20 protein-coding genes are annotated in these 23918 nt (G+C 66.9%); 12 read left to right on the top strand and 8 right to left on the bottom strand.

Annotation, left to right across the window (positions count from 1 at the left end; genetic code table 11):
- Positions 1-99: 99 nt before the first annotated feature.
- The 4 genes from QNI11_RS11045 to speB all read right to left on the bottom strand — a co-directional run bounded on the left by QNI11_RS11045 (position 100) and on the right by speB (position 5179).
- Entirely contained in the window at positions 100-2139 is a 2040-nt protein-coding gene (locus QNI11_RS11045; RefSeq protein ID WP_283983438.1) for an ASKHA domain-containing protein, read from the bottom strand.
- 168 nt (positions 2140-2307) lie between these two features.
- Complete coding sequence (locus tag QNI11_RS11040) at positions 2308-2763, bottom strand: DsrE family protein (protein ID WP_100930430.1); 456 nt, start codon at positions 2761-2763, stop codon at positions 2308-2310.
- 143 nt (positions 2764-2906) lie between these two features.
- Positions 2907-4055, bottom strand: a complete 1149-nt coding sequence (locus QNI11_RS11035) for a CaiB/BaiF CoA-transferase family protein (protein WP_100930431.1) — start codon at positions 4053-4055, stop codon at positions 2907-2909.
- Between the two features lie 179 nt (positions 4056-4234).
- Entirely contained in the window at positions 4235-5179 is a 945-nt protein-coding gene (gene speB / locus QNI11_RS11030) for an agmatinase (protein WP_100930432.1), read from the bottom strand.
- 320 nt (positions 5180-5499) lie between these two features.
- Between speB and guaB the strand changes: the two genes are divergently transcribed.
- From guaB to QNI11_RS11010, 4 genes are all read left to right on the top strand, one after another.
- Positions 5500-6948 carry an IMP dehydrogenase gene (gene guaB / locus QNI11_RS11025; protein WP_100930433.1) on the top strand — a complete coding sequence of 483 codons (1449 nt, stop codon included), beginning with the start codon at positions 5500-5502 and terminating at the stop codon, positions 6946-6948.
- The gene (locus QNI11_RS11020; protein ID WP_283983437.1) at positions 6948-7742 is read left to right on the top strand and encodes an MBL fold metallo-hydrolase; all 795 of its coding nucleotides are present in this window, start codon (positions 6948-6950) and stop codon (positions 7740-7742) included. The genes guaB and QNI11_RS11020 overlap by 1 nt, the downstream gene beginning before the upstream one ends.
- On the top strand, positions 7739-8899 hold the full coding sequence (locus tag QNI11_RS11015; RefSeq protein WP_283983436.1) for an RsmB/NOP family class I SAM-dependent RNA methyltransferase: 1161 nt from the start codon (positions 7739-7741) through the stop codon (positions 8897-8899). Before QNI11_RS11020 ends, QNI11_RS11015 begins: the two co-directional genes overlap by 4 nt.
- A gap of 129 nt (positions 8900-9028) precedes the next feature.
- Positions 9029-11326 carry an ATP-binding protein gene (locus tag QNI11_RS11010; protein ID WP_283983435.1) on the top strand — a complete coding sequence of 766 codons (2298 nt, stop codon included), beginning with the start codon at positions 9029-9031 and terminating at the stop codon, positions 11324-11326.
- Between the two features lie 39 nt (positions 11327-11365).
- On the opposite strand, the gene QNI11_RS11005 is transcribed toward QNI11_RS11010, so the two are convergent.
- Complete coding sequence (locus tag QNI11_RS11005; protein ID WP_283983434.1) at positions 11366-11959, bottom strand: gamma-glutamyl kinase; 594 nt, start codon at positions 11957-11959, stop codon at positions 11366-11368.
- 171 nt (positions 11960-12130) lie between these two features.
- Between QNI11_RS11005 and recA the strand changes: the two genes are divergently transcribed.
- The 6 genes from recA to QNI11_RS10975 all read left to right on the top strand — a co-directional run bounded on the left by recA (position 12131) and on the right by QNI11_RS10975 (position 18188).
- Positions 12131-13204, top strand: coding sequence for a recombinase RecA (gene recA, locus QNI11_RS11000; protein WP_100930438.1), 1074 nt, complete (start codon positions 12131-12133; stop codon positions 13202-13204).
- Positions 13205-13484: 280 nt separating this feature from the next.
- Positions 13485-16157 (top strand): alanine--tRNA ligase, encoded by a 2673-nt coding sequence (alaS, locus tag QNI11_RS10995; protein ID WP_283983433.1) that lies wholly within the window; start codon positions 13485-13487, stop codon positions 16155-16157.
- 92 nt (positions 16158-16249) lie between these two features.
- The gene (locus QNI11_RS10990; protein ID WP_100930440.1) at positions 16250-16537 is read left to right on the top strand and encodes a DUF1330 domain-containing protein; all 288 of its coding nucleotides are present in this window, start codon (positions 16250-16252) and stop codon (positions 16535-16537) included.
- Positions 16534-17001: an MOSC domain-containing protein gene (locus tag QNI11_RS10985; RefSeq protein WP_283983432.1), complete on the top strand. Its 468-nt coding sequence runs from the start codon at positions 16534-16536 to the stop codon at positions 16999-17001. The genes QNI11_RS10990 and QNI11_RS10985 overlap by 4 nt, the downstream gene beginning before the upstream one ends.
- A 368-nt stretch (positions 17002-17369) precedes the next feature.
- Positions 17370-17639, top strand: coding sequence for a hypothetical protein (locus tag QNI11_RS10980; RefSeq protein ID WP_100930442.1), 270 nt, complete (start codon positions 17370-17372; stop codon positions 17637-17639).
- A gap of 177 nt (positions 17640-17816) precedes the next feature.
- The gene (locus tag QNI11_RS10975) at positions 17817-18188 is read left to right on the top strand and encodes a hypothetical protein (RefSeq protein ID WP_157815060.1); all 372 of its coding nucleotides are present in this window, start codon (positions 17817-17819) and stop codon (positions 18186-18188) included.
- 132 nt (positions 18189-18320) lie between these two features.
- Here the strand turns inward: QNI11_RS10975 and typA are convergent, their stop codons facing one another.
- Positions 18321-20138, bottom strand: coding sequence for a translational GTPase TypA (gene typA / locus QNI11_RS10970; protein ID WP_283983431.1), 1818 nt, complete (start codon positions 20136-20138; stop codon positions 18321-18323).
- A gap of 340 nt (positions 20139-20478) precedes the next feature.
- Between typA and QNI11_RS10965 the strand changes: the two genes are divergently transcribed.
- Complete coding sequence (locus QNI11_RS10965; protein ID WP_100930445.1) at positions 20479-21066, top strand: outer membrane protein; 588 nt, start codon at positions 20479-20481, stop codon at positions 21064-21066.
- A 79-nt stretch (positions 21067-21145) separates the two neighbouring features.
- Here the strand turns inward: QNI11_RS10965 and QNI11_RS10960 are convergent, their stop codons facing one another.
- Together QNI11_RS10960 and QNI11_RS10955 are read right to left on the bottom strand one after the other, a co-directional pair.
- Positions 21146-21475: a multidrug efflux SMR transporter gene (locus QNI11_RS10960; protein ID WP_100930446.1), complete on the bottom strand. Its 330-nt coding sequence runs from the start codon at positions 21473-21475 to the stop codon at positions 21146-21148.
- Between the two features lie 51 nt (positions 21476-21526).
- Positions 21527-23068, bottom strand: coding sequence for a trimethylamine methyltransferase family protein (locus tag QNI11_RS10955; RefSeq protein ID WP_283983430.1), 1542 nt, complete (start codon positions 23066-23068; stop codon positions 21527-21529).
- A gap of 223 nt (positions 23069-23291) precedes the next feature.
- On the opposite strand from QNI11_RS10955, the gene QNI11_RS10950 reads away from it, so the two are divergent.
- Entirely contained in the window at positions 23292-23861 is a 570-nt protein-coding gene (locus tag QNI11_RS10950; RefSeq protein WP_283983429.1) for a hypothetical protein, read from the top strand.
- Positions 23862-23918: the final 57 nt, after the last annotated feature.

The following is a 23918-nucleotide window of genomic DNA, read 5'->3' as shown; positions in this document are numbered from 1 at the left end:
TCTGGGGGCCGGGCGGGTGCGGGGGTTTGCCGCCTGCCCGGGTGGCCTGATCGGCAGGGCAGGCTGGTCGTTTAAAGGCCACCCGCCCATGCCGGTGGATCAACTGCGCCGCCGACGGCGTCCGCCGCCCGATCCGTCCCCGCCCACGTTGAAGGAGACCTGCGGCAGGGTCACGACCTTCTTCAGTTCCGGGAAGGGGTCGGTGGCATGCGGGATCGCGTTCGCGGCGACGAAATGTTCCTGGAAGCGCGGCTCGATGGCGGTTTCCACCTTGGTGATGCGGCGCACGGTAGTCTCGATCTCGCGACGGGCCTTGAGCGAGCAGAGCGCGATGCGCGCGCCGGTTCCGGCGGCGTTGCCCGCAGAGGTCACCTTGTCGAGCGGCACGTCCGGGATCATGCCCAGCACCATGGCGTGTTTCGGCGAGATATGCGCACCGAAGGCCCCGGCCAGCACCACGCGGTCGACCTGGTCGACGCCGCGCGTGTCCATCAGGAGCCGTGCGCCCGCATAGAGCGCCGACTTGGCAAGCTGGATCGCGCGGATGTCGCCCTGGGTCACGGTGATCTTCGGGCCGCCCTCGGCGGTGCCGTCGTAGATCAGATATTCGTGGGTGCGGCCCGCGGGGAGGGAGCGTCCGGTGCCGGTGGCCTCGGCAGAGCCGATGAGGCCGGAGGGGTCCAGCAGCCCGGCCATGCGCATCTCGGCCACCGCCTCGATGATGCCGGAGCCGCAGATGCCGGTGATGCCGGTCTGCGCGGTGGCCTCGGCAAAGCCGTCCTCGTCGGACCAGAGGTCGCAGCCGATGACTCGGAAGCGCGGTTCCTTGGTCTCGGGGTCGATGCGGATCGCCTCGATCGCGCCGGGCGCCGCGCGCTGGCCGGAGGAGATCTGCGCCCCTTCGAAAGCGGGGCCGGTGGGCGAGGAACAGGCCAGCGTGCGGGAGGTGTCGCCCAGCAGGATTTCGGCATTGGTGCCCACGTCGACGATCAGGGCGAGGTCCTCGGACTTGCCCGGCTGCTCGGCCAGCGCTACGGCGGCGGCGTCGGCGCCCACGTGCCCGGCGATGCAGGGCAGGATGTAGATCCGCGCGGATGCGGGCAGGGCGGTCAGGCCCAGTTCCACCGCCGAGAGGTGCAGCGCGTCGGAGGTGGCCAGCGCGAAGGGCGCCTGTCCCAGCTCCACCGGGTCGATGCCCAGCAGAAGGTGGTGCATCACCGGGTTGCAGACGAAGACGGTTTCCAGGATCGACCCGGTGTCGATCTCCGCCTCCTTCGCGATGTCGGTGGCCAGCGTGTCGATGGCCTCGCGCACGGCGGCTGTCATCTCGCGTTCGCCGCCGGGGTTCATCATCGCGTAGGAGACGCGCGACATCAGGTCCTCGCCGAAGCGGATCTGCGGGTTCATGATGCCCGCGGAGGCGACGACCGCCCCGGTATCGAGGTTCGTCAGGTGCGCGGCGATGGTGGTGGAGCCGAGATCGATGGCCAGTCCGAAGATCCCCGCCTCGTGCAGGCCGGGCCAGAGCGCGATCAGCCGGGGGCGCGCCTCCGCATGGGTGCGGTGCAGCGCCACCGTCACCTTCCAGTCGCCCTTGCGCAGGACCTTCTGCAGGACCGGCAGGATCTTCGGGTCGACCTCCAGATCGGCGATCTCCCACTGTTCGGAGAGCGCCTTTGCCAGCCGCTGCTGGTCGCCGGTGGGGTCGTGCATGTCGGGCTCTGCCACCTCGACGTAGAAAAGGCGCGTGGCCGGGTCCATCTCGATCACCCGGTCTGCGGCGGCCTTGCGGACGACCTGCCGGTGCACCTGGCTTTCGGGCGGCACGTCGATCACCACGTCGGACTGCACGGTGGCCTGGCAGCCGAGGCGGCGGCCGGTTTTCAGCCCGCGCACGCGGTCATAGCGTTCCTCGACGCTGTTCCATTCGGACAGCGCATCCTGCGCGACATGCACGCCATGTTTCGAGAAGTCGCCGTAGGAGGGTGTGATCTGGCACTTGGAGCAGATGCCGCGCCCGCCGCAGACCGAATCGAGATCGACCCCCAGTTGCCGTGCCGCCGTCAGCACGGGCGTGCCCACCGGGAAGCGTCCGCGCTTGCCGGAAGGGGTGAAGATCACGAGGGGGTCCTGGGCCATGGTCGCTCCGCGTACAGTCTGGGTCCGTCGTGGCGGAACATAGCGACTGCGCGCGCGAGCGAAAGGCCGGAACGCGGCATCGGTCGGCGGGATTGCGTCGGAAGGGGCCGGAAATGCGAACGGCGGCGCCCCGGAAGGCCCCGCCGTTTCCCGTCACCGGCCGAGGGGTCAGGGCTTGATGTAGGTGTACCCCATCGCCTGGAGCCGCGAGAGTTCGGCCACGCCGGAGGGGACGATGTCCTCTTCCCAGACGTCGTAAAGGTCGTCGCCGTAGTTGATGTTGCGCCCTTCGAGGGTGTTGTTGCAGACGTGGAAGGCGACGTTCTGGCTCTTGAGAGAGCCGATCGCGGTCTGCAGACGGTCGTCCTTCTTGGCGTTCATCACGAGGCCCACGCCATTGCCGTGCATCACCACGACCACCTCGAGGTTCCCTGCGCCCACCGCGTTGATGTGGTTCTGAATGTTGCGCATCGCGCCCATGTAGCCCTTGCTGTCCTCGCCGCCGTCTTCGTTGATGTGGTAGACGACCTTCTGGGTGCCGTAGCGTTCGTTTGCCATCGCGGGCTGCGCCAGAACGAAGATGCCGAAGGTCAGCGCGAAAAGCGCCCTTGCCATAAGTCTCATTGGTTTTCCTCCCTTGGCGGGGGGCGTCCTGCTGCCCCCGTGCCGGTCCAGAGCCGCTGCTGGCTCTCGTAACATCATTTACGAATGTATGAATAAGTCAACGGTTTCGAGCCCGGATCGAGGGACGCGAGGGGCAGGCAGGGTCAGGATTGCTCCAGCCAGCGCAGGATTTCGCCGCGGTTTCCGTCGAGGTCCGGCGCCGGGCTGCGCGAGGTCGGATCGGGCGCGTCGGTCATCTTGATCGGGTTGCCCGCCGCCTTGAACGCCTGCCGCCCGTTCTTGTCGAGTACATCGACCACCATGTTGCGCGCGAGGATCTGCGGGTCCTTCAGCACCTGGTCGACGGTCTGGATCGGGCCGGTGGGGATGCCCGCCGCCGTCAGCTTGGCGATCCAGTGGGCGCGGGTGTTCTCGAGCGTCACCGCCTCGATCAGCCGTTTGAGCAGGCGGGCGTTCTGGCAGCGCGCGGGGTTGGTGGCAAAGCGTTCGTCGTCGGAGATCGGCAGGTTCAGCGCGATGCAGAGACGTTCGAACAACCGGTCGTTCCCGGCGGCGATGACGAACAGACCGTCCGAGGCGTGGAAGGTCTCGAACGGGGTGATCGAGGGATGACGCGCGCCGGAGGGGCCGGGCGCCTTGCCGGTGACGGTGGTCAGCGCCACGGCGTGTTCGAGGATCGCGAGCTGGCTGTCGAGCATCGCCACGTCGATCTTGCGGCCCTTGCCGGTGCGTTCGCGGTCCAGCAGCGCGGCGAGGATGCCCTGCGTCAGGAACATGCCCGCCACGATATCGCCGATGGAGGCGCCGACGCGCACCGGCTCGCGGTCCTTCTCGCCGGTGATCGACATGACGCCGCCGCGCGCCTGAACGACCATGTCGTAGGCCGGGCGCTTGGCATCCGGGCCGGTGTGGCCGAAGCCCGACACCGCGCCGTAGACCAGCCGGGGATAGGCGGCGTGCAGGGTTTCCCAGCCATAGCCCAGCCGTTCCATCACGCCGGGGCGGTAATTCTCGACGATCACGTCGGCGCGCGGCAGGAGCTTTTCGAAGATCGCGCGGTCGTTGTCTTCCTTGAGGTTGAGCGCGATGGACTTCTTGCCGTGGTTGATCGCGGCGAAATAGGCGGACTTGCCGTCCTTGAAGGGCGGGAAGGTGCGGGTGTCATCGCCGGACTCGGGCGGCTCCACCTTGATGACGGTGGCGCCCATGTCGGCCATCGTCACGGTGCAGAAGGGCCCCGCCAGGACATGCGTCAGGTCGAGGATCGTATAGCCTTTGAGTGGGGCGGTCATTGTCGTGCCTCCGGATGTCTGCTGCTCGGGTGTCAGCAAACCGCGACGGGGCCGTGACGGCAAGGGGTTTTGCCGCCGGGTCGCTGCGACGCGGCGGAGGATGGCTGATCTTTCCGCTGCAGGCATGGCGCGCGCCGTGACGGGCGCGCGCATTTGTCCCGGTGCGGGCGCTGTGCCGCTCAGCCCTTCGCGAAGATGAAGCCGAGGAGGTTCAGCAGCACCTGCGCCGCGAGGATCGAGGTGGAGCCGGTGGGATCGTAGTCCGGCGCGACCTCCACCAGGTCGATGCCCACGACCTTGTGGGTGCGCGCCACCTGCTGGAGGATTTCCAGCACGTCATAGTAGAGGAAACCGCCGTGGCTGGGCGTGCCTGTTCCAGGCGCGATGGACGGGCAGAAGGCGTCGATGTCGATGGTGATGTAGACCGGCACGCCCTCGGGGATGCGGGCGGCGGTCGCCTCCGGCCCGAGCTTGCGCACCTGCCGCACCGACAGGATGTCCGAACCCCGGGCGCGGGCATCCTCGTACCCCTCGCGCGCGGTGGAGGACACGTTGCGGATGCCCAACTGCGTCAGACCGCTGACCCAGGGTTTCTCCGAGGCGCGGCGCATCGGGTTGCCGTGGCCGCGCGTCACGCCGTGTCGGACATCGACGAAATCGAGGTGCGCGTCGATCTGCAGGACGTGGAAGGGGGCGTGGCCCTCGTAAGCCTCGATGCACGGGATGTTGATCGAATGGTCGCCGCCGATGGTGACGGGCAGGGTGCCTGCCTTAAGCGCGGCCTCGACCCCCTTGCGGATGTTGGCGTGGCTGGTTTCCGTGTCGGTGTGGACGATGTCGGCGTCGCCCATGTCCACGATCCGCACCCCTTCGAGATAGGTGATGTCGTCCTCGTGGTCGTAGGCGCCCGCATGGCCGAAGCTGAACAGGGTCGAGGCCTCGCGCACCCCGCGCGGGCCGAAGCGGGCACCGGCGCGCCACTGCGTGCCTGCATCGAAGGGCGCGCCGAGCACCGCCACATCGGCGTCGAGCGCGCTCCAGTCCGGCTGGTAGGGGCTGCGGGCAAAGGTGCAGATGCCGGTGAAGGGCAGGTTCAGGCGGCCGGATTCGTAACCATGTGTCATGCGGGATCTCCTTCGTCGCGCGACCCTGCAACGGCGGCAGGGGGCGGGCAAGCGGGATCGGGCCGAGGACCTGCCCGGGGCAGGGTGTGCCTCGGGGATGGGCATCGGGTGCCGGTCCGGTGGCGTGGCGTGTGCGCGGGGTGCCCCGCGGGTGGCCTGCGCGCGTCAGGCCGCTCCGGTCCGGCAGGTACCGTGCGGCGGCCCGCATCAAAGGGGCATTGCGCGGGCGGCATGACGTGGCGGCGGTTTGGGGGTTTCCCTCGCTGACGGCCCATGCAATAGGGACGTGCCAACCGATCCCCTCCCAAAGGAGACTTCCAATGGAGATTCGCGAGGCGCTCACCTTCGATGACGTTCTTCTTGTTCCCGCCGCATCCGTGGTGCTTCCGTCCACCGCGGACACGCGCACCCGGGTGACGAAGTCGATCAAGATGAACATTCCGCTGCTCAGCTCGGCCATGGACACGGTGACCGAAAGCCGGATGGCGATCACCATGGCGCAGGCCGGGGGGATCGGGGTCATCCACAAGAACCTCTCCGTCGACGAGCAGGCACGCGAGGTCCGGCGGGTCAAGCGCTTCGAATCGGGCATCGTCTACAATCCCGTCACCCTGACCCCCGAACAGACGCTGGCGGACGCCAAGGCGCTGACGGAACGCTACGGCTTCACCGGCTTCCCGGTGGTGGACGAGAAGCACCGAGTCGTGGGGATCGTGACCAACCGCGACATGCGCTTTGCCCAGAAGGACGAGACGCCGGTCAAGGCGATGATGACCTCGGACCGGCTGGCGATCCTGACCGAACCCGCCGACCGCGAAGAGGCGATCAGCCTGATGCGCGCGCGCCGGATCGAGAAGCTCCTGGTCACCGACAAGGACGGCAAGCTGACCGGCCTCCTGACACTGAAGGACACGGAGAAGGCCGTGCTGAACCCGACCGCCTGCAAGGACGAGCTGGGGCGGCTGCGGGTCGCGGCGGCCACGGGCGTCGGCGACTCGGGCTATGAACGGTCGGAGGCGCTGGTCGATGCCGGCGTCGACATCATCGTCGTGGACACCGCGCACGGCCATTCGCGCGGGGTGCTGGAGGCGGTGACGCGGGCCAAGCGGCTGTCGAACGAGGTGCAGGTCATCGCGGGCAACGTGGCGACGGCGGACGCCACGAAGGCGCTGATCGACGCGGGCGCGGATGCGGTCAAGGTCGGGATCGGGCCGGGCTCCATCTGCACGACGCGGATGGTGGCCGGTGTCGGCATGCCGCAGCTTACCGCCATCATGGACTGCGCGCAGGCGGCGGGCGACGTGCCGGTGATCGCCGATGGCGGCATCAAGTTCTCCGGCGACTTCGCCAAGGCCATCGCGGCGGGCGCTTCCTGCGCCATGGTCGGCTCGATGATCGCGGGCACGGACGAAAGCCCGGGCGAGGTGATCCTCTACCAGGGCCGGTCCTTCAAGGCCTATCGCGGCATGGGGTCGCTCGGCGCCATGGCGCGCGGTTCGGCGGACCGGTATTTCCAGAAGGATGCCGCAAGCGACAAGCTGGTGCCCGAGGGGATCGAGGGGCAGGTGCCCTACAAGGGCCCGGCGGGCGTGGTCATCCACCAGCTTGTGGGCGGTCTGCGCGCGGCGATGGGTTATACCGGCAACGCGACGGTCGAGGACATGCGGCGCAACTGCACCTTCGTGAAGATCACCGGCGCGGGTCTGAAGGAAAGCCACGTCCACGACGTGCAGATCACCCGCGAGTCGCCCAACTACCGGATCGGCTGATGGACGGCGCGGGAACGCCCGGGGTGGACCGCTTCGTCTCCGGCGAGGTGGAGGTCCTGTGCCTGACCGACGGCAGCACCGTGCTGCCGCCGGAGGTCTTTCCTGCGCTCGACGCCGACACCCGCGCCGCGCGACTGGCGGCCCGGGGGATGGAGGACATCACCACCGCCTTCAACGCCTACGTGCTGCGGCACGCGGGCGGGATCGACCTCGTGGACACGGGGTGCGGCTCGTTGGTGGGCGAGGGCGCGGGCCACATGGTGCGCCTCATGGCTGACCTCGGGATCGCGCCGGGCGACGTGGACCGCATCATCTTCACCCATTTGCACGGCGACCATGTGGGCGGCGCGTTCGGCGACGGTGGCCTTGTGTTCCCGCAGGCCGAAGTGCTGATGCACCGCGCGGAGGCGGACCACTGGCGCGGCAAGGACGCGCCCGGCGGCCGCATGGTGGCAGAGGCGGGGCGGCTCCTGCTGCTGGAGGACGGTGCCGACCTGGGCCACGGCATTCGGCTCTGGCACCTGCCCGGGCACACGCCGGGCCACAGCGGCCTGCGGATCGGCGCGCTGGCGATCGTGGCGGACATCGTGCACGCCGAGGCGCTGCAACTGCCCGACCCGGACCTTTCGCCGACCTATGACGTTGACCCGGTGCAGGCGGCCGAGACGCGTCTGGCCGCGTTGTCCCGCGTCGCGGCCGAAGGTCTGGTCTGGTCCGGCTGCCACATGCTGGGACCGCAGAAGTTTGCCCGCCTTGCGCGGGACGGGGACGGCTTCGCGCGGGTAGCGCTGTGACGCCGGCGGCCCGCATCCAGGCCGCCGCCGAGCTGATCGACCGGATCGCGCAAGGCGAGGCCGCCGAGAAGGCGCTGACCACATGGGGTCGGACCTCGCGCTTTGCCGGGTCGAAGGACCGTGCCGCTGTGCGCGATCATGTCTTCGACGTGCTGCGGATGTGGCGGTCGACCGCGGCGATGGGCGGCGGAGAGAGCGGGCGCGCCCGGATGCTCGGCCTCCTGCGTCTGCGCGGCACCGATCCCGATACGCTGTTCGACGGCAAGGGCCATGCGCCCGCACCGCTGACGGAAGCGGAGCGCGCCGCCGGTCATACGCCCGTAGCCGCCGACGCCTGGGACCTGCCGGACTGGCTGGCGGACAGGTTTCTTGCGGACCTGGGCGAGGCCGCCGGTCCGACCGCGCTGGCCCTTCGGGACCGGGCGCCGGTCTTCCTGCGCGTCAACACCCTGAAAAGCGATCTGGCGGCGGCGCGTGACCGCCTTGCCGCCGAAGGGGTGGAGACTGCGCCGCATCCCCTGTCGCCCACTGCCCTTGAGGTCCTGTCCGGCGCGCGGGGGCTGGTGCGGACCGGGGCCTTCACCGACGGCTGGGTCGAGCTTCAGGACGCCGCCAGCCAGGCTGTGGTCGATCTGATCCCGGCAGAGGGCGCGGGCCGCGTGCTCGACTATTGCGCCGGAGGCGGGGGCAAGACGCTGGCGCTGGCGGCGCGGCTGCCGGGGGCGCGCATCTACGCCCACGACGCCGATCCGGGCCGGATGTCCGACCTGCCGCAACGCGCAGAGCGGGCCGGGGCGGAGGTCACCGTGACCCGTCGGCCGGAAGGGGTCTTCGACCTGGTGATGGCGGATGTGCCCTGTTCGGGAAGCGGCGCGTGGCGCCGTGCGCCCGAAGGCAAGTGGCGCCTGACCGAAGACCGCCTGACGGACCTGCAGGGCATCCAGCAGGGTATCCTTGCGACCTGCGCCGACCGCGTCGCGCCGGGCGGCTGCCTCGCCTATGCTACCTGTTCGGTACTGGCCGCCGAGAACGAGACGCAGATCGCGCGGTTCCTCGCAGAGAGACCGGACTGGCGGCGCGGGCCGTCGCGGCAGTTCCTGCCCTCGGACGGCGGCGACGGGTTCTTCGTCTGCTGCCTGAACTCGGGCCGCGCCTGACCGCATCCGACCGTGCCGCACGAAGCCACAACCCAGGGCTGTAAGTTGCGTCGTGCGCTATCACGGTTAACATGCCGTTAACCTCTCGGCAGTCGAATGGATGGAGGCGATTCGAGGCGAAAGCCAGTTGTGGAGGACATCATCGCGCGCCGTGGCGACAATTTGCACAGCCTCACCCCGATTGTCGGGTCGGTGATCCTTATCGTCATCGCGGCCTGTGCGCTGTGGGTCTCGCAATGGGCCAGCGCGCATGAGGTGCAGGTGGCCGCCCTTGCCGTGACCGGCGCACTGTCCTGCGTGGCGCTGATCTGGCTGGCCGTCGACATCTACCAGTCGGGCCGCAACCGCCGCACGCTGCGTCGTCTTGCCGAGTTCACCGAGACGGAGCCGGGCTTCTGTTTCATCTGCGACGACAGCGGGCGCCTCTACCACGCCAACGCCGCCGCCCGCAGCCGGTTTCAACCGGCAAAGGGAGAGGCGCTGGCGCAGCTCCTGCGCGACGTCTTTGCCAGCAGCGAGGGCATCCTCTACCGGCTCTGGCAAAAAAGCCTGACGACCGGCTACGCGATCGAGGACGTCACCAGCCATTCCGAGGGTTTTCGCATATATGTCAGACGCTTCTCCGACGACGCTGTGCTCTGGCGGCTGGAGTCGGAGGCGCAGCGCAGCGCCGGGACCGTGCGCAGCGACCTGCCGCTGATGTCGCTGGGCCGGAACGGCGCCATCCTCTACATGAACGCCGCGGCGCGCAGCCTTGTCGGCGGGCGGGCGAAACGGCTGGAGGATGTCTTCGTCGACCTGCCGCTGCGCCCGGGCGGCGTGCATCACCTCAGCAACACGGATGGCGAGCAACGGGTGCTGGTGCAGTCGAGCGACATCGGCGCCGGGCGGGTGGAACTGGTGCTCTCGCCCATCGCGACGGAAACGGATCCGGAGGACAGCGTCGGCACCTTCGACGGGCTGCCCGTGCCGCTGCTGAAGGTGTCGCCCGACGGCGCCATCCTGCGTGCCAACCCGGAGGCGCGGCGCATGCTCGACCTCGGCAGCACCACGGCGCCGGGCCAGCTGGCCGAGCACATGGAAGGGCTGGGCCGCGCGATCAAGGACTGGCTGCAGGAAGCGGCGGATGGACGCGGCCTGCACCGCTCGGAGTTCCTGCGCCTGACGCGCGCCGACCGCGAGGTCTTTGTCCAGGTGACGCTGAACCGGGTGATCGAGGACGGGGAGAAGCGGCTGGTCGCCGTGCTGAACGACGCGACCGAGCTAAAGACCCTCGAGGCGCAGTTCGTCCAGAGCCAGAAGATGCAGGCCATCGGTCAGCTTGCCGGCGGCGTCGCGCATGACTTCAACAACCTTCTGACTGCGATTTCAGGGCATTGCGACCTGTTGTTGCTGCGCCATGATCAAGGCGATCCGGACTATGGCGACCTCGTGCAGATCAACCAGAACGCCAACCGCGCGGCGGCGCTGGTGGGGCAGCTTCTGGCCTTCTCGCGCAAGCAGACCATGCAGCCGGAGGTGCTGGACCTGCGCGACACGCTGTCCGACCTGGCCCACCTGCTGAACCGGCTGGTGGGCGAGAAGGTGCGCCTGACCCTGCGCCACGACCCGGCGCTGCCGCCCGTCCGCGGCGACCGGCGGCAGCTGGAACAGGTGATGATGAACCTCGTGGTGAACGCCCGCGACGCCATGCCCGAAGGCGGCGAGATCCTCGTGGAGACGGAGCGCCGCATCCTGCGCGAACCGTTGAAGCGCGACCGCGCGGTGGTGGCGCCGGGGACCTACGTCTCTGTCCGGGTGATCGACGAGGGCATGGGCATCCCCGCCGACAAGCTGCAGAAGGTGTTCGAGCCGTTCTTTACCACGAAGCGCACGGGCGAGGGCACGGGGCTGGGCCTCTCCACGGTTTACGGCATCGTCAAGCAGACCGGCGGTTTCATCTTCGTCGACAGCGTGGTCGGGCAGGGCACCTGCTTTACCCTGATGCTGCCCGCCCACGAGGTCGTCGCCGCGAAGGCCGCGCCGGTGGCGATCAAGGAAGAGGCCCGCCTGCCGCAGAAGGGATCGGGCGTGGTGCTGCTGGTCGAGGACGAGGCGCCGGTGCGCGCCTTCGCCGCCCGCGCCCTGCGGCTGCGCGGCTACACGGTGATCGAGGCGGAGACGGCCGAAGACGCGCTGAAGACGCTCGACGACGAGAAGCTGGCCGTCGATGTCTTTGTCACCGACGTCGTGATGCCGGGCATGGACGGGCCGACATGGGTGCGCAAGGCCCGCGAAAGCCGCCCCGACACGCGCGTCGTCTTTGTCTCGGGTTATGCGGAGGATGCCTTTGGCGAAGGGTCGGAGGCGATCCCGAACTCCGTCTTCCTGCCCAAACCCTTCTCGCTTTCCGAACTGACCGAGACGGTGCACCAGCAGTTGAACTGACGCCGCCATGACCTTGATTTGACGATCAGAACCCCTCGTTCAGGTGGCGCGTTCCCAGATCTCGAAATCTTCGGCGCACTTGCGGCGCAGCTTCTCTTCCGTCGCGGCGGAAAGGTCGGTGTCGCGCCGGGGCGACACGTTTTCACGCGGCAGGTCCAGCGTGATGCCCAGCCGATCCTCAAGGAAGCCGATCAGCCCGGCCTGATTCTCGTACTTGAAGAGATGCGTGACGGAAACGCCGTTGGGGCGCGGCTCCACGAACTTGGCCTGGCTGCCGACATTGGCGAAAGGCGGGCGGTCACCCTGTGCGTAAGCCTGGCAGAAGTCGTCAAAGCTCATGTCGCGGGTCGAGGTCGGCTTGCCCTCCAGAAACGCGCGCTGCCGGTAGCGATACCAGGAACCAAGCCACGACACGGGTTCTCGGATGACGGCCAGAAGCTCCATGTCCTCGCCGCCGACCTTCTCGAACATCGGGCGGAAGAAGCGGTTGTAGCGGTAGACCGGCGCGTGTTTCAGCTCCGGCGGGTCGGACACGACCATCGACGCCAAGGGGCCAAGCGCCTTCGCATAGGCCGAGGTCCCGGTCTTCGGCACCGCCAGCATCACCAGACGCTGCTTCCAGAACACCAACATTCTCTAAGTCTCTCGATTTGCTCAACCTTCTTTTAACCCTGTGGGCGCAAGCTGCGGAAGGAAAGAATTGACTTGTAATGTTCTACTTTTGTGCTCATCTTGACGAGAACAAGAGGCGAACGAAAGCAGCGATTGTCGCGCCCCGGTGCGTGTGGAATAAGGAGCCAAAGAATGGCAACGGCAGATCTTCTCAGTATGGACAGCAAGCGGAACGCGGACAAGCAGAAGGCGCTGGACAGCGCCCTGGCCCAGATCGAACGACAGTTCGGGAAGGGCTCGATCATGAAGCTGGGTGGCGAGAACGCGATCAAGGACATCGAGTCGACCTCGACCGGGTCGCTTGGTCTCGACATCGCGCTCGGGATCGGCGGTCTGCCCAAAGGCCGGATCATCGAGATCTACGGCCCGGAGTCCTCGGGCAAGACAACCCTGACGCTGCACGTGGTGGCGGAAGAACAGAAGAAGGGCGGGGTCTGCGCCTTTGTCGACGCGGAACACGCGCTCGATCCGCAGTACGCGCGAAAGCTTGGGGTCGATCTGGACGAGCTGCTGATTTCGCAGCCCGACACCGGCGAACAGGCGCTCGAGATCACCGATACGCTGGTGCGGTCGGGTGCGGTGAGCCTCGTGGTCGTCGACTCGGTCGCGGCGCTGACGCCGAAGTCCGAGCTCGAGGGCGACATGGGCGACAGCTCCGTCGGCGTGCACGCCCGCCTGATGAGCCAGGCGATGCGCAAGCTGACCGCGTCGATCAGCCGGTCGAACTGCATGGTGATCTTCATCAACCAGATCCGCATGAAGATCGGCGTCATGTTCGGCTCGCCTGAGACGACGACGGGCGGCAACGCGCTGAAGTTCTACTCTTCCGTCCGTCTCGACATCCGCCGCATCGGCGCGATCAAGGACCGCGACGAGGTCGTCGGCAACCAGACCCGCGTGAAGGTGGTGAAGAACAAGGTCGCGCCGCCGTTCAAGCAGGTCGAATTCGACATCATGTACGGCGAAGGTATCTCCAAGATGGGCGAGCTTCTGGACCTCGGCGTGAAGGCCGGTGTCGTGGACAAGTCCGGGGCGTGGTTCTCCTACGGGGACGAGCGGATCGGGCAGGGGCGTGAGAACGCCAAGACCTACCTGCGTGAAAACACCCGCGTCGCGCTTGAGATCGAGGACAAGATCCGTGCCGCGCACGGGCTGGACTTCCACATGCCGGAAGAAGAGCCGGACATGGTCGACGACGACGAATAGTCCGGCCTCGCCAAGGGGATCGGTCCTTCTCCGAAAGACAATGGGGCGTCCTGCGGGGCGCCCTTTTCTTTGAAAATGCTTTTTGCTGACCCGAATGTGGGAGGGCCGTAGGGCCACCCATCACAGCCCTGTATACCCGTGGGGCCGGGACCATGACGGCATGGTGAAGTGGCCGTCCGCGTCAAAGGCCCGGCCGAACCCTTTGTTGCCATGGACAGATGCCCGCACGGCAGATACATCAGGCCACCAGACCTGATAGCCCGCAAAGAGGCCCCGAGACATGGCAAGCCTGAACGACATCCGTTCCACATTTCTGAACTACTTCGAGAAGCAGGGGCACCAGATCGTCCCGTCGAGCCCGCTCGTGCCGCGCAACGACCCGACGCTGATGTTCGTCAACTCGGGGATGGTGCAGTTCAAGAACCGCTTCACCGGCGTCGAGAAGGGCGATTACGACCGTGCGACGACCGCGCAGAAATGCGTGCGGGCGGGCGGCAAGCACAACGATCTCGACAACGTGGGGTACACCGCGCGGCACCACACCTTCTTTGAAATGCTCGGGAATTTCTCGTTCGGCGACTATTTCAAGAAGGAGGCGATCCCCTTCGCCTACGAGCTGGTGACGCGCGAGTTCGGGATCGACAAGAATCGGATCTACACCACCGTCTACCACACCGACGACGAGGCCTTCGAGATCTGGAAGAAGGTGGGCGTGCCGGAGGACCGGATTATCCGGATCGCGACCTCCGACAACTTCTGGCAGATGGGCCCGACCGGTCCCTGCGGTCCGTGCACCGAAATCTTCTACGACCATGGCCCGGAGGTCTGGGGCGGCCCGCCGGGATCGCCGGAAGAGGACGGCGACCGCTTCATCGAGATCTGGAACGTCGTCTTCATGCAGAACGAGCAGTTCGAGGACGGCTCCATGAAGGCGCTCGACATGCAGTCGATCGACACCGGCATGGGGCTGGAGCGGATCGGCGCGCTTCTGCAGGGCAAGCACGACAACTACGACACCGACCTGATGCGCTCGCTGATCGAGGCGTCGGCCCATGCCACGTCGGTCGATCCGGACGGGCCGGGCAAGATGCACCACCGGGTGATCGCCGACCACCTGCGCTCGACCTCCTTCCTGATTGCGGACGGCGTGATGCCGTCGAACGACGGGCGCGGTTACGTGCTGCGCCGGATCATGCGCCGCGCCATGCGCCACGCCCATCTGCTGGGCGCGCAGGATCCGCTGATGCACCGGCTGGTCCCGGCGCTAGTCCGCCAGATGGGCACCGCCTATCCGGAACTGTCGCGCGCGCAGGCGATGATCGAGGAGACATTGCTGAGCGAGGAGACCCGCTTCAAGCAGACGCTCGACCGCGGTCTGAAGCTGCTGGACGAGGAACTGGCAGGCCTTGGCGAAGAGGCGGCCCTGCCGGGCGAGACGGCCTTCAAGCTCTATGACACCTTCGGTTTCCCGCTCGACCTGACGCAGGATGCGCTGCGCGAAAAGGGCCGGTCGGTGGACACCGCGGGCTTCGACGCCGCCATGGCGCAACAGAAGGCACGCGCACGGGCGGCGTGGTCCGGTTCGGGCGACGCGGCGGACACCGCCGTCTGGTACGACATCGCGGAAACCGCCGGGGCGACAGACTTCCTCGGCTACGACACCGAGCAGGCGGAGGGCCAGGTGTTGGCGCTGGTCAAGGACGGCGCGCAGGTCAAGTCGCTGGCCGAGGGCGAGAAGGGCTGGATCGTCCTGAACCAGACCCCGTTCTACGGCGAAAGCGGCGGTCAGGTCGGCGACACCGGCTGGCTGCGCCGTCTGGAAAACGAACGCGAGATCGCGACGGTCGAGGACACACAGAAAATGGGCGGGGGCAAGGTCTTCGCGCATCTGGTTCAGGTGAACAAGGGCACGTTCACCAAGGGCGACGCGCTCTCGCTGGAGGTCGATCATGGTCGCCGGTCCGCGATCCGGGCGAACCACTCCGCCACGCACCTGTTGCATGAGGCGCTGCGCGAGGCGCTTGGCGATCACGTGGCACAGCGCGGCTCGCTCAACGCGCCGGACCGGCTGCGGTTCGACTTCAGCCACGGCAAGGCGCTTTCCGCGTCCGAAATCAAGGACGTGGAGCGGGACGTGAACACCTACATCCGGCAGAACGCGCCGGTGTCGACGCGCATCATGACGCCGGACGACGCGCGCGCCATCGGGGCGCAGGCCCTGTTCGGCGAGAAGTACGGCGACGAGGTCCGCGTGGTGTCGATGGGTTCGAAGCCCGGCTCGGGCAAGGGCTCGGACGGCGCGACCTATTCGCTGGAGCTTTGCGGCGGCACGCACGTCCGCCAGACCGGCGACATCGGGGCGTTTGTCTGCCTTGGCGACAGCGCGTCCTCTGCCGGCGTGCGCCGGATCGAGGCGCTGACCGGGCAGCTTGCGCTCGACCACCTTGCCCAGCAGGGCCAGACGCTGGCCGCCGTCGCGGCAGAGCTCAAGGCGCCGGCCTCCGAGGTTCCTGCCCGTGTCCGCGCGCTGATGGACGAACGCCGCAAGCTGGAGAACGAGGTGGCGAGCCTGCGCCGTGAACTGGCGATGGCCGGTGGCGGGCAGGGCGCAGGTCCCGAGGCCGAGGAGATCGGCGGCGTGAAGTTCCTGGCGCAGGTGCTGACCGGCGTGACGGGCAAGGACCTGCCGCCACTGATCGACGAGCACAAGACCCGGCTCGGCTCCGGTGCGGTGCTGCTGATCGCCGATGCCGGTGGCAAGGCGGCCGTGGCCGCAGGTGTGACGGATGACCTGAAGGGCACGCTGTCCGCGGTCGACCTCGTCAAAGCCGCAGTGCCGGAACTGGGCGGCAAGGGCGGCGGTGGCCGTCCCGACATGGCCCAGGGCGGCGGCGCTTCGGTCGAGAACGCCGATGCCGCGATTGCCGCGGCGCGGGCCGTGATCGCCGGATGACGCGCGGCCGGGCTTGACCCCGGCGCCCTTCACCGCTTCAAACCATGGGGCCCCGGACACGCGCCGGGGCCAATTCTTTTGGAGGAAATGAGATGCCAGCACTCTGGATCGCGCATGTGTCGGTCACCGACGCCGAGGCCTACGGAAAATACGCCGAACTGGCGGGGCCCGCCATCGCCGCCCACGGCGGAGAATTCATCGCGCGCGGCGGCCGTTACGTGCAGCTTGAAGGCCGTGACCGGCCGCGGAACGTGGTTGCCCGCTTTCCCAGCGTCGAAGCGGCGGTGGAGTGCTACAACTCGGATGCCTATCAGGCGGCGCTTGATCACGCCCGCGGAGCCTCCGAACGCGACCTGATGGTGGTCGAGATCACCGAGTGATCCCGTTAGCAGAGCTGCGCCGCAGCTTTGCCGGGCCGGGGCGGGTCGACTGGATCGGCCTCCGGCCCGCGCGGCTGGCACCCCCGCAGGCGGTCACCCGCTGCACGGTGACGGAAAGCGGGCTGGAGGGTGATCACGGGCGCAGCGGCAAGCGTGCCGTCACCCTGATCCAGGCGGAACACATCCCCGTCATCGCGGCGCTCTGCGGGCGGACGGTCACGGCAGAGATGCTTCGCCGCAATATCGTGGTTTCCGGCCTCAACCTGACCGCCGCGCGGGAGTTCGGCCTTCAGATCGGGGAGGTGATGCTGGAGATCACAGCCCCCTGCGCTCCGTGTTCACGGATGGAGACGGTTCTGGGGCAGGGCGGCTACACCGCGATGAGGGGTCACGGCGGCTGGTGCGCCCGGGTGGTGACAACGGGTGAAATCGAACTCGGTCACAGGGTTATCCACAGGAGTTGAACCCAATTCGGCGCCTTCCCGCCCGAACTTCACCGCAGCGTGAGCAATGCTTTGCCATCGGCGGATTCCGGCCTTTCGCCTGTCTTTGAGAAGTGGCTGATTCGAGGGAAACTGTGAATATCGTGCAGTTATCCACAACAACGTTTTCTGAATCTGGAAATGTTTCCGCTTCTGAAAGCGAATTGGGGCCGCCAACACCGCGGAACCGTTGCAAAAATATGGCACTCTGGCCACAGATTCCCGAATTTCCGGGGGAATCCGGGGGTCTAGGGCGATTTTGCGTCGGCAAGTACGGAATTCCTGTCGCGCCACCTGAATTTCTTTGGCTAAGGTTCTCTCACCTACAATTTTTTCTTGGGAGAAAGATCATGAAAAAAGTTCTTGCTGGCGCCGCTGTTCTCGCAGCTCTCGCAGCTCCGGCCTTCGCTTGGGAAGGTCAGGTCGTGGCGTGCTACGACAAAGTTTGGGTCCCCGCCAAGTACAACACCTCCAAGACCCTGATCATGGCAGCTCACACCGAGTGGGAGCACGCAGCCAACGGTCAGATGGTGCAGATGCACTACCCGGCGGTCTACAAGGAGAACAAGACGCTGGCAGCGCCCGGTCATTACGTGGCCGTGAAAACCGCCTGCAGATAATCCTCTCCTGAGGTGAAATAAATCGAAGGGCGTGGGGAGCTGCCAACCCGCGCCCTTTTTGCTTGCCGTGGTCTTTGTGTTTCTGCCCCGGAAATTCTCTGGACACAGCCTGTGGAAAACTTGCCAATGCGCCGGAAATATTGAAGACTCCGGCGCAGGGCTGAAACAGGGGGCAACATGGGACGCGTCTTGGCGTGGACATTGGTATTGGCGTCTCTTGCCAATTCCGCCGCTTCTGCGGTGGACACAGACGGGGTGCCCGCTCCGCGCTGCTACAAGAAAGTCAGCGTCGAGGCGAAATACGATTATTCCCGGCGTCTCGTCCGCAAGGCACGCCTCGTGCACGACGAGAACGACAAGGGTCAGATCACCATGACCCACTACCCGGCGATCTATATCGAGGAAAAGACCCTCGTCGCGCCGGCCTACGTGCTGCTCCGGGAAGTGAACTGCACGAAGCGCGTCCTGCGCCGCGCCGAACCTCTGCCCAGCAGCACATGCGTTCAGACCCGCGGCTGCGAAGAACTCGAACCCGCCGCCGCAGACTGACCCCAAACCTTCGCACCACAAACGAAAGAGGCCGGTCCGACCCGGCCCCTTCCTTCATCTTGGAAAAAATACCTGCGGGGGTCCGGGGGGGCACCCCCCGGCGGGTCGCCCTCGCGAGAGGGCGAAACCCGGTCAGGCAGAGCGCGACGCGCGCTTGCGCTCATGCGGGTCGAGGAACCGCTTGCGCAGGCGCACGGCGTTCGGCGTGACCTCAACCAGTTCGTCGTCGTTGATGTAGGCGATGGCCTCTTCCAGCGACAGCGACATCGGGGTGGTCAGGCGCACGGCCTCGTCGGTGCCGGAGGCCCGGACGTTGGTCAGCTTCTTGCCTTTCAGCGGGTTCACTTCCAGGTCGTTGTCCCGGGAATGCTCGCCGATGATCATGCCGGTGTAGACCGGGGCCTGCGCGCCGATCATCATCTTGCCGCGATCCTCGAGGTTCCACAGCGCGTAGGCCACCGCCTCGCCGCTTTCCATGGAGATCAGCACGCCCTGGCGGCGGCCCGGGATGGCACCCTTGTGCGGGGTCCAGCCGTGGAACACGCGGTTCAGAACGCCGGTGCCGCGGGTGTCGGTCAGGAACTCGCCGTGATAGCCGATCAGGCCGCGCGACGGGACATGCGCGATGATCCGGGTCTTGCCCGCACCGGCGGGACGCATCTCGACCAGCTCGCCCTTGCGGACGCCGGTGATCTTCTCGATCACCGCGCCGGAGTACTCGTCGTCCACGTCGATGGTCGCCTCTTCGACGGGTTCCATCATCTGGCCGTCGACTTCCTTCATGATCACCTGCGGGCGCGAGATCGACAGCTCGAAGCCTTCGCGACGCATGTTCTCGATCAGGACGCCCATCTGCAGTTCGCCACGGCCCGACACTTCAAAGGCCTCGCCGCCGGGGGTGTCCTTGAGGCGGATGGCGACGTTGGTCTCGGCCTCTTTATAAAGGCGGTCGCGGATCACGCGGGACTGCACCTTCTTGCCGTCGCGGCCAGCCAGCGGGCTGTCGTTGATCCCGAAGGTCACGGTGATGGTCGGCGGGTCGATGGGCTGGGCCTCGAGCGGCTCATCCACCGCCAGCGCGCAGAGCGTGTCGGCCACGGTGGTCTTGGTCATGCCCGCGATGGACACGATGTCGCCGGCAAAGGCCTCGTCGATGTCCTGCATCTGCAGGCCGCGGAAGGCCTGGATCTTGGTGACGCGGAACTGCTCGATCTTCTGGCCGATACGGCTGATCGACTGGATCGTCTGACCCACCTTCACGTGGCCGGATTCGATGCGGCCCGTCAGCAGGCGGCCGACAAAGGGGTCGGCGCCCAGGGTGACGGCGAGCATGCGGAAGTCTTCGTCCACGTGCTTGACCTGCTTCGGCTCGGGCACGTGGTCGACGATCAGGCGGAACAGCGCGTCGAGGTTCTTGCGCGGGCCGTCCAGCTCCGTGTCGCACCAGCCATTGCGGCCGGAGGCATAGAGATGCGGGAAGTCGAGCTGGTCCTCGTCGGCGTCGAGGGCCGAGAACAGGTCGAAGACTTCGTCCAGCGCGCGGTCCGGCTCCGCGTCGGGCTTGTCGACCTTGTTCAGCACCACGATCGGGCGCAGGCCAAGCGCCAGCGCCTTGGACGTCACGAACTTGGTCTGCGGCATGGGGCCTTCGGCGGCGTCCACCAGCAGCACCACGCCGTCGACCATCGACAGGATGCGTTCCACCTCGGCGCCGAAGTCGGCGTGGCCGGGGGTGTCCACGATGTTGATCCGCGTGCCCTTCCACTCGACCGAAGTCGCCTTGGCAAGGATGGTGATCCCTCGCTCGCGTTCGAGGTCGTTCGAATCCATGGCCCGTTCGGCCACGGCCTGGTTGGCGCGGAAAGCGCCGGATTGCTTCAGCAGTTCGTCGACGAGGGTCGTCTTGCCGTGGTCGACGTGCGCGATGATCGCGACGTTGCGCAATTGCATGTCTGTTTCCTCTTGTCCGGATTGCCGCCCGCGTAGCGGCAGTCGGGCCAAAACACCAGTGCCAATCGGTCGCAAACCCCCCTGTTGCAATGATGTGACGGATCGTTCCTCACGTTTTCGCGCGCGGAACAGGCGGGGAATGGCCGGGTGCATCCACGTCATCGGCACCGATTGGCCAAAAAATGCCAGTCCTTGGAAATTACACACGAAATCGGGAACGGAAACGCGGGGTTCAACCGTTGAAAGGGTACTACGGATGGCCACATGGCTGTCGAGCGCCCGAGCAGACCGGACAGAGACCCGGAACGAGGCGTGAAAAACAAAAGAAAGGACGAAGGAAATGAAAAAGCATATCCTGACCATGACCGTCGCCATTGCAGCACTTGGCACCGCAGCTTCCGCAGGCAGCCTTGACGTGACGCCGGTCGAGCCGACCCCGGTCACCCCGGTTGAAGTCGTTCCGGTTGCACCGGTCGGCACCTGGACGGGTGGCTATGCCGGTCTGAGCCTCGGCGGCGCACAGGCGTCCTCGGGCGGTTCCGAAGAGACCGGCCTGATCTACGGCCTGCACGGCGGCTACGACTACCAGTTCGGTAACGGTATCGTTCTGGGTGGTGAAGCCGAGTTCCAGGGCAACGACGACCTGAGCGTCAACGGCTTCGACGTGGACAACGTGTCCCGCGCCAAGGCACGCATGGGCTACGACCTCGGCCCGGCGCTGGTTTACGGCACCGCCGGTGTCTCCAAGGTGAACACCAGCATCGGCGAGGCGACCTCCCCGGTTTACGGTCTCGGCATGGAATACAAGGTGACCGATCGCTTCAGCGTCGGTGCGGAATACCTGAACGAGGACTTCGAGAACCTCGGCTCCACGGAAACCGACCTGCAGCAGGACTCGATCTCGCTGCGCGGCAACTTCCGCTTCTGATCGCAGCCTGATCTGTCGATGTTGCGCCCCGGACCACATGGTCCGGGGCGTTTTCGTTTGCGCAGCTCGGCCTTGCCGTTCAGTGCGGTGTCGCGCGGGAAAACAGGTGGATCACCACGATCCCGGCCAGGATCATGCCCATGCCCAGCACCGCCGCAAGGTCGAGCTTCTGGCCGAAGACCACCCGACCGATGACGGCGATCAGCACGATGCCCAGTCCCGACCAGATCGCGTAGGTGACACCCACCGGCATGACCTTCAGCACCATGCTCAGCAGGTAGAACGCCGCAGCGTAGGACACCGCCACCACGACAGAGGGCAGGGGCCGGGTGAACTGCTGGCTGGCCTGCAGCGCGGTGGTACCGATGGTTTCGGCCACCACCGCGAGGATGAGGATGAGATAGGGCATGAGGCGACTCCCGCTTGGCTGTGCCCCGGTCTACGTGCCGGGGTGGCGGGGTCAATACGCGGGCAGGTGGATCGGGAAGCGGGCCCGGATGGCGCGGTCCAGATCGGCGTGGAACCGGGCGGCAGAGGGCACGGACAGGATCATCTCCTTCCGGCGCGTCGCGGCCTCCTGCAGGCAGGGCTTCTCGCGCTCCTCCCATTCCTTCGGCGACATGCGGTTGCCGAGCGTCGGGTAGACGTGGTCCTTCTGCATCCGGCCCAGCGTCTGGTCGGTGCCGAGATAGTGGCCCGGACCTTCAAGGCAGACCTCGCGCATCTGATCCAGCGCGAGCGTGTCATCGTCCACCTCGATCCCGCGCACGCAGCGCAGCGCCTGACCGATCAGGTCGTCGCCAAGGATCAGGCTCTCGTGGCAGAACCCCAGAAGGGAGGCGTGCATGCCCGCGGCCTCGTAGATCATGTTCACGCCCGCCAGCCCGGCCATCACGTTGGAACACATCTGTTCCCACCCGGCCTGCATGTCCGGCAGCTTCGAATCCGAGGCGCCGCCCGCCGATCCGCCGGGCAGGCCGTAGAACCGGGCCATCTGCCCGCAGCCTGCGGTCAGCAAGGCCTGTTCGCCAGAACCCACGCTCATCGCCCCGGTCCTGAGGTCGAGCCCGAAGGGCCATGTCCCGAAGATCGCCGGATGCCCCGGCGCCAGCGCGTTGACGTAGACCACACCGGCAAGGCATTCCGCCACCGACTGCACGATGGCCCCGGCGATGGTCGAGGGCGCGGTCGCCCCGGCCATGCCCGCGCTGAGCAGGAGCACGGGCATACCGCCGCGGATGCAGGCCTCCATCGTCTGGCAGCTTTCGGTGGCAAAGCGCATCGGCGGCACCACGAAACAGTTGGAGTTCGAGACGAAGGGCCGGGCGCGCCACGCCTCTTCTCCGCCCGCGATCAGGTGCAGCAGCTCGAACGCAGTGCTCACATGCGAGGGGTCGGAAAAGGAGGTGCCCACGTGTTTCGTCGTGCCAGAGCAGCAGGCGTAGAGCGTGTTGAGGTCCATCTCCAGCGCATTGGGAATGTCGCGCGCCACCATGGGGCGCTGCAGGAAATGCAGGTTGTCGAGCACGTCGACGATCCGCGCCGCATCGTGCAGGTCCTGCACCGTGCTTTCGCGGTAATTGCGGCCCGCCGGATCGACCATGTGCACGGCAGCGCCGGCGGTGCCGTAGTGCACGCGGCTGCCCGACAGGTCGAGGTCGTGATGCGCCTCGCGACCGTGCAGCGGAATATCCCGCGCGGCCCGGGCCAGCATGTCCTCCACCAGCGCCGCAGGGAAGCGCAGGCGGCCGTCCTCGCCCTGCAGGGCACCCGCTGCCACCATCGCCTCCACACCGCTCTCCGGCGCGCCTGACAGCCCGATCTCTTCCAGCGCCGTCAGCGCGGTGCGGTGGATGCGCAGCACCTCTGCGTCGCTCAGGGGATTGTAACGCCCGCCGGTGAGCCCGGCCCGCACCGGCCTGAGATCGTGGGCGAGGGCGGCGGTTCTGGCAGCGACACGGGCACGGCGACCGCCGCCCCGCCGGGTAAGAGGCGCATTCATCTCGATAGGTCTCCGTCTGCCTGATCGGGCGATGTCATGCCGCGATGCTGGCGGCTGGCGCGCCGCGCCGTCTGCGCCGAATGCGACATGGGGTCGTTTTCGTCAGCGCCCGCGGTGCGGGTTTCGACAATTGGACGGACATTGAATGAGGCGCCTTTACCGACTGGTAGGTGTTGGGGCGTAGCGTGCGCTCCACCTGACACAGATACCGGAGACTCCCCCCATGCGCGCAGCACTCTTCACCGCCATGCTCGGCCTTTCGGCCACCATGGCCTTCGCGGCCGAACCCGAGGCCAACGTGAAGGCCTTCCTCGACACCCACATCGCGCCCTGGGCGCAGGACCCCGCCATCCTTTCGGCGGTCGCGAAACAGAATGCCCAGACCGCGGGCTACGACGCCGCCACCATCGAGGAAATGGACCAGAAATGGCGGGCAGAGGTCGGCACGGGAGCCTCCGAACTGGTCGACGGCGTGCTGATGAACCCCGCATCCGACCTCCTGCGGTCGCGGGTCGAGGGGTCCGGCGGGATGATGACGGAGGTGATCGTCATGGATGCCCTCGGCCTGAACGTCGCCGCCTCGCAGGCGACCTCCGACTACTGGCAGGGCGACGAGGACAAGTACCAGCAGACCTACAGCGTCGGTCCCCGCGCGGTGCATGTCTCGGAGATCGAGTTCGACGAATCGAGCCAGACTTACCAGGTGCAGATCTCCATCACCCTCAACGACCCGGCCACCGGCGCCCCCATCGGCGCGATGACGGTGGGCATCGATGCCGAAGCGCTGATGTAAGCGCCGACCAGTCGCACTGCCGCGCGGGGGGCGAACCCGCCGCGCGGAAAAATCGGG

Origin of the sequence: Sagittula sp. MA-2, assembly GCF_030126985.1 — a bacterium.
GTDB lineage: Bacteria > Pseudomonadota > Alphaproteobacteria > Rhodobacterales > Rhodobacteraceae > Sagittula.
This window is presented reverse-complemented; position numbering and strand designations above follow the sequence as displayed.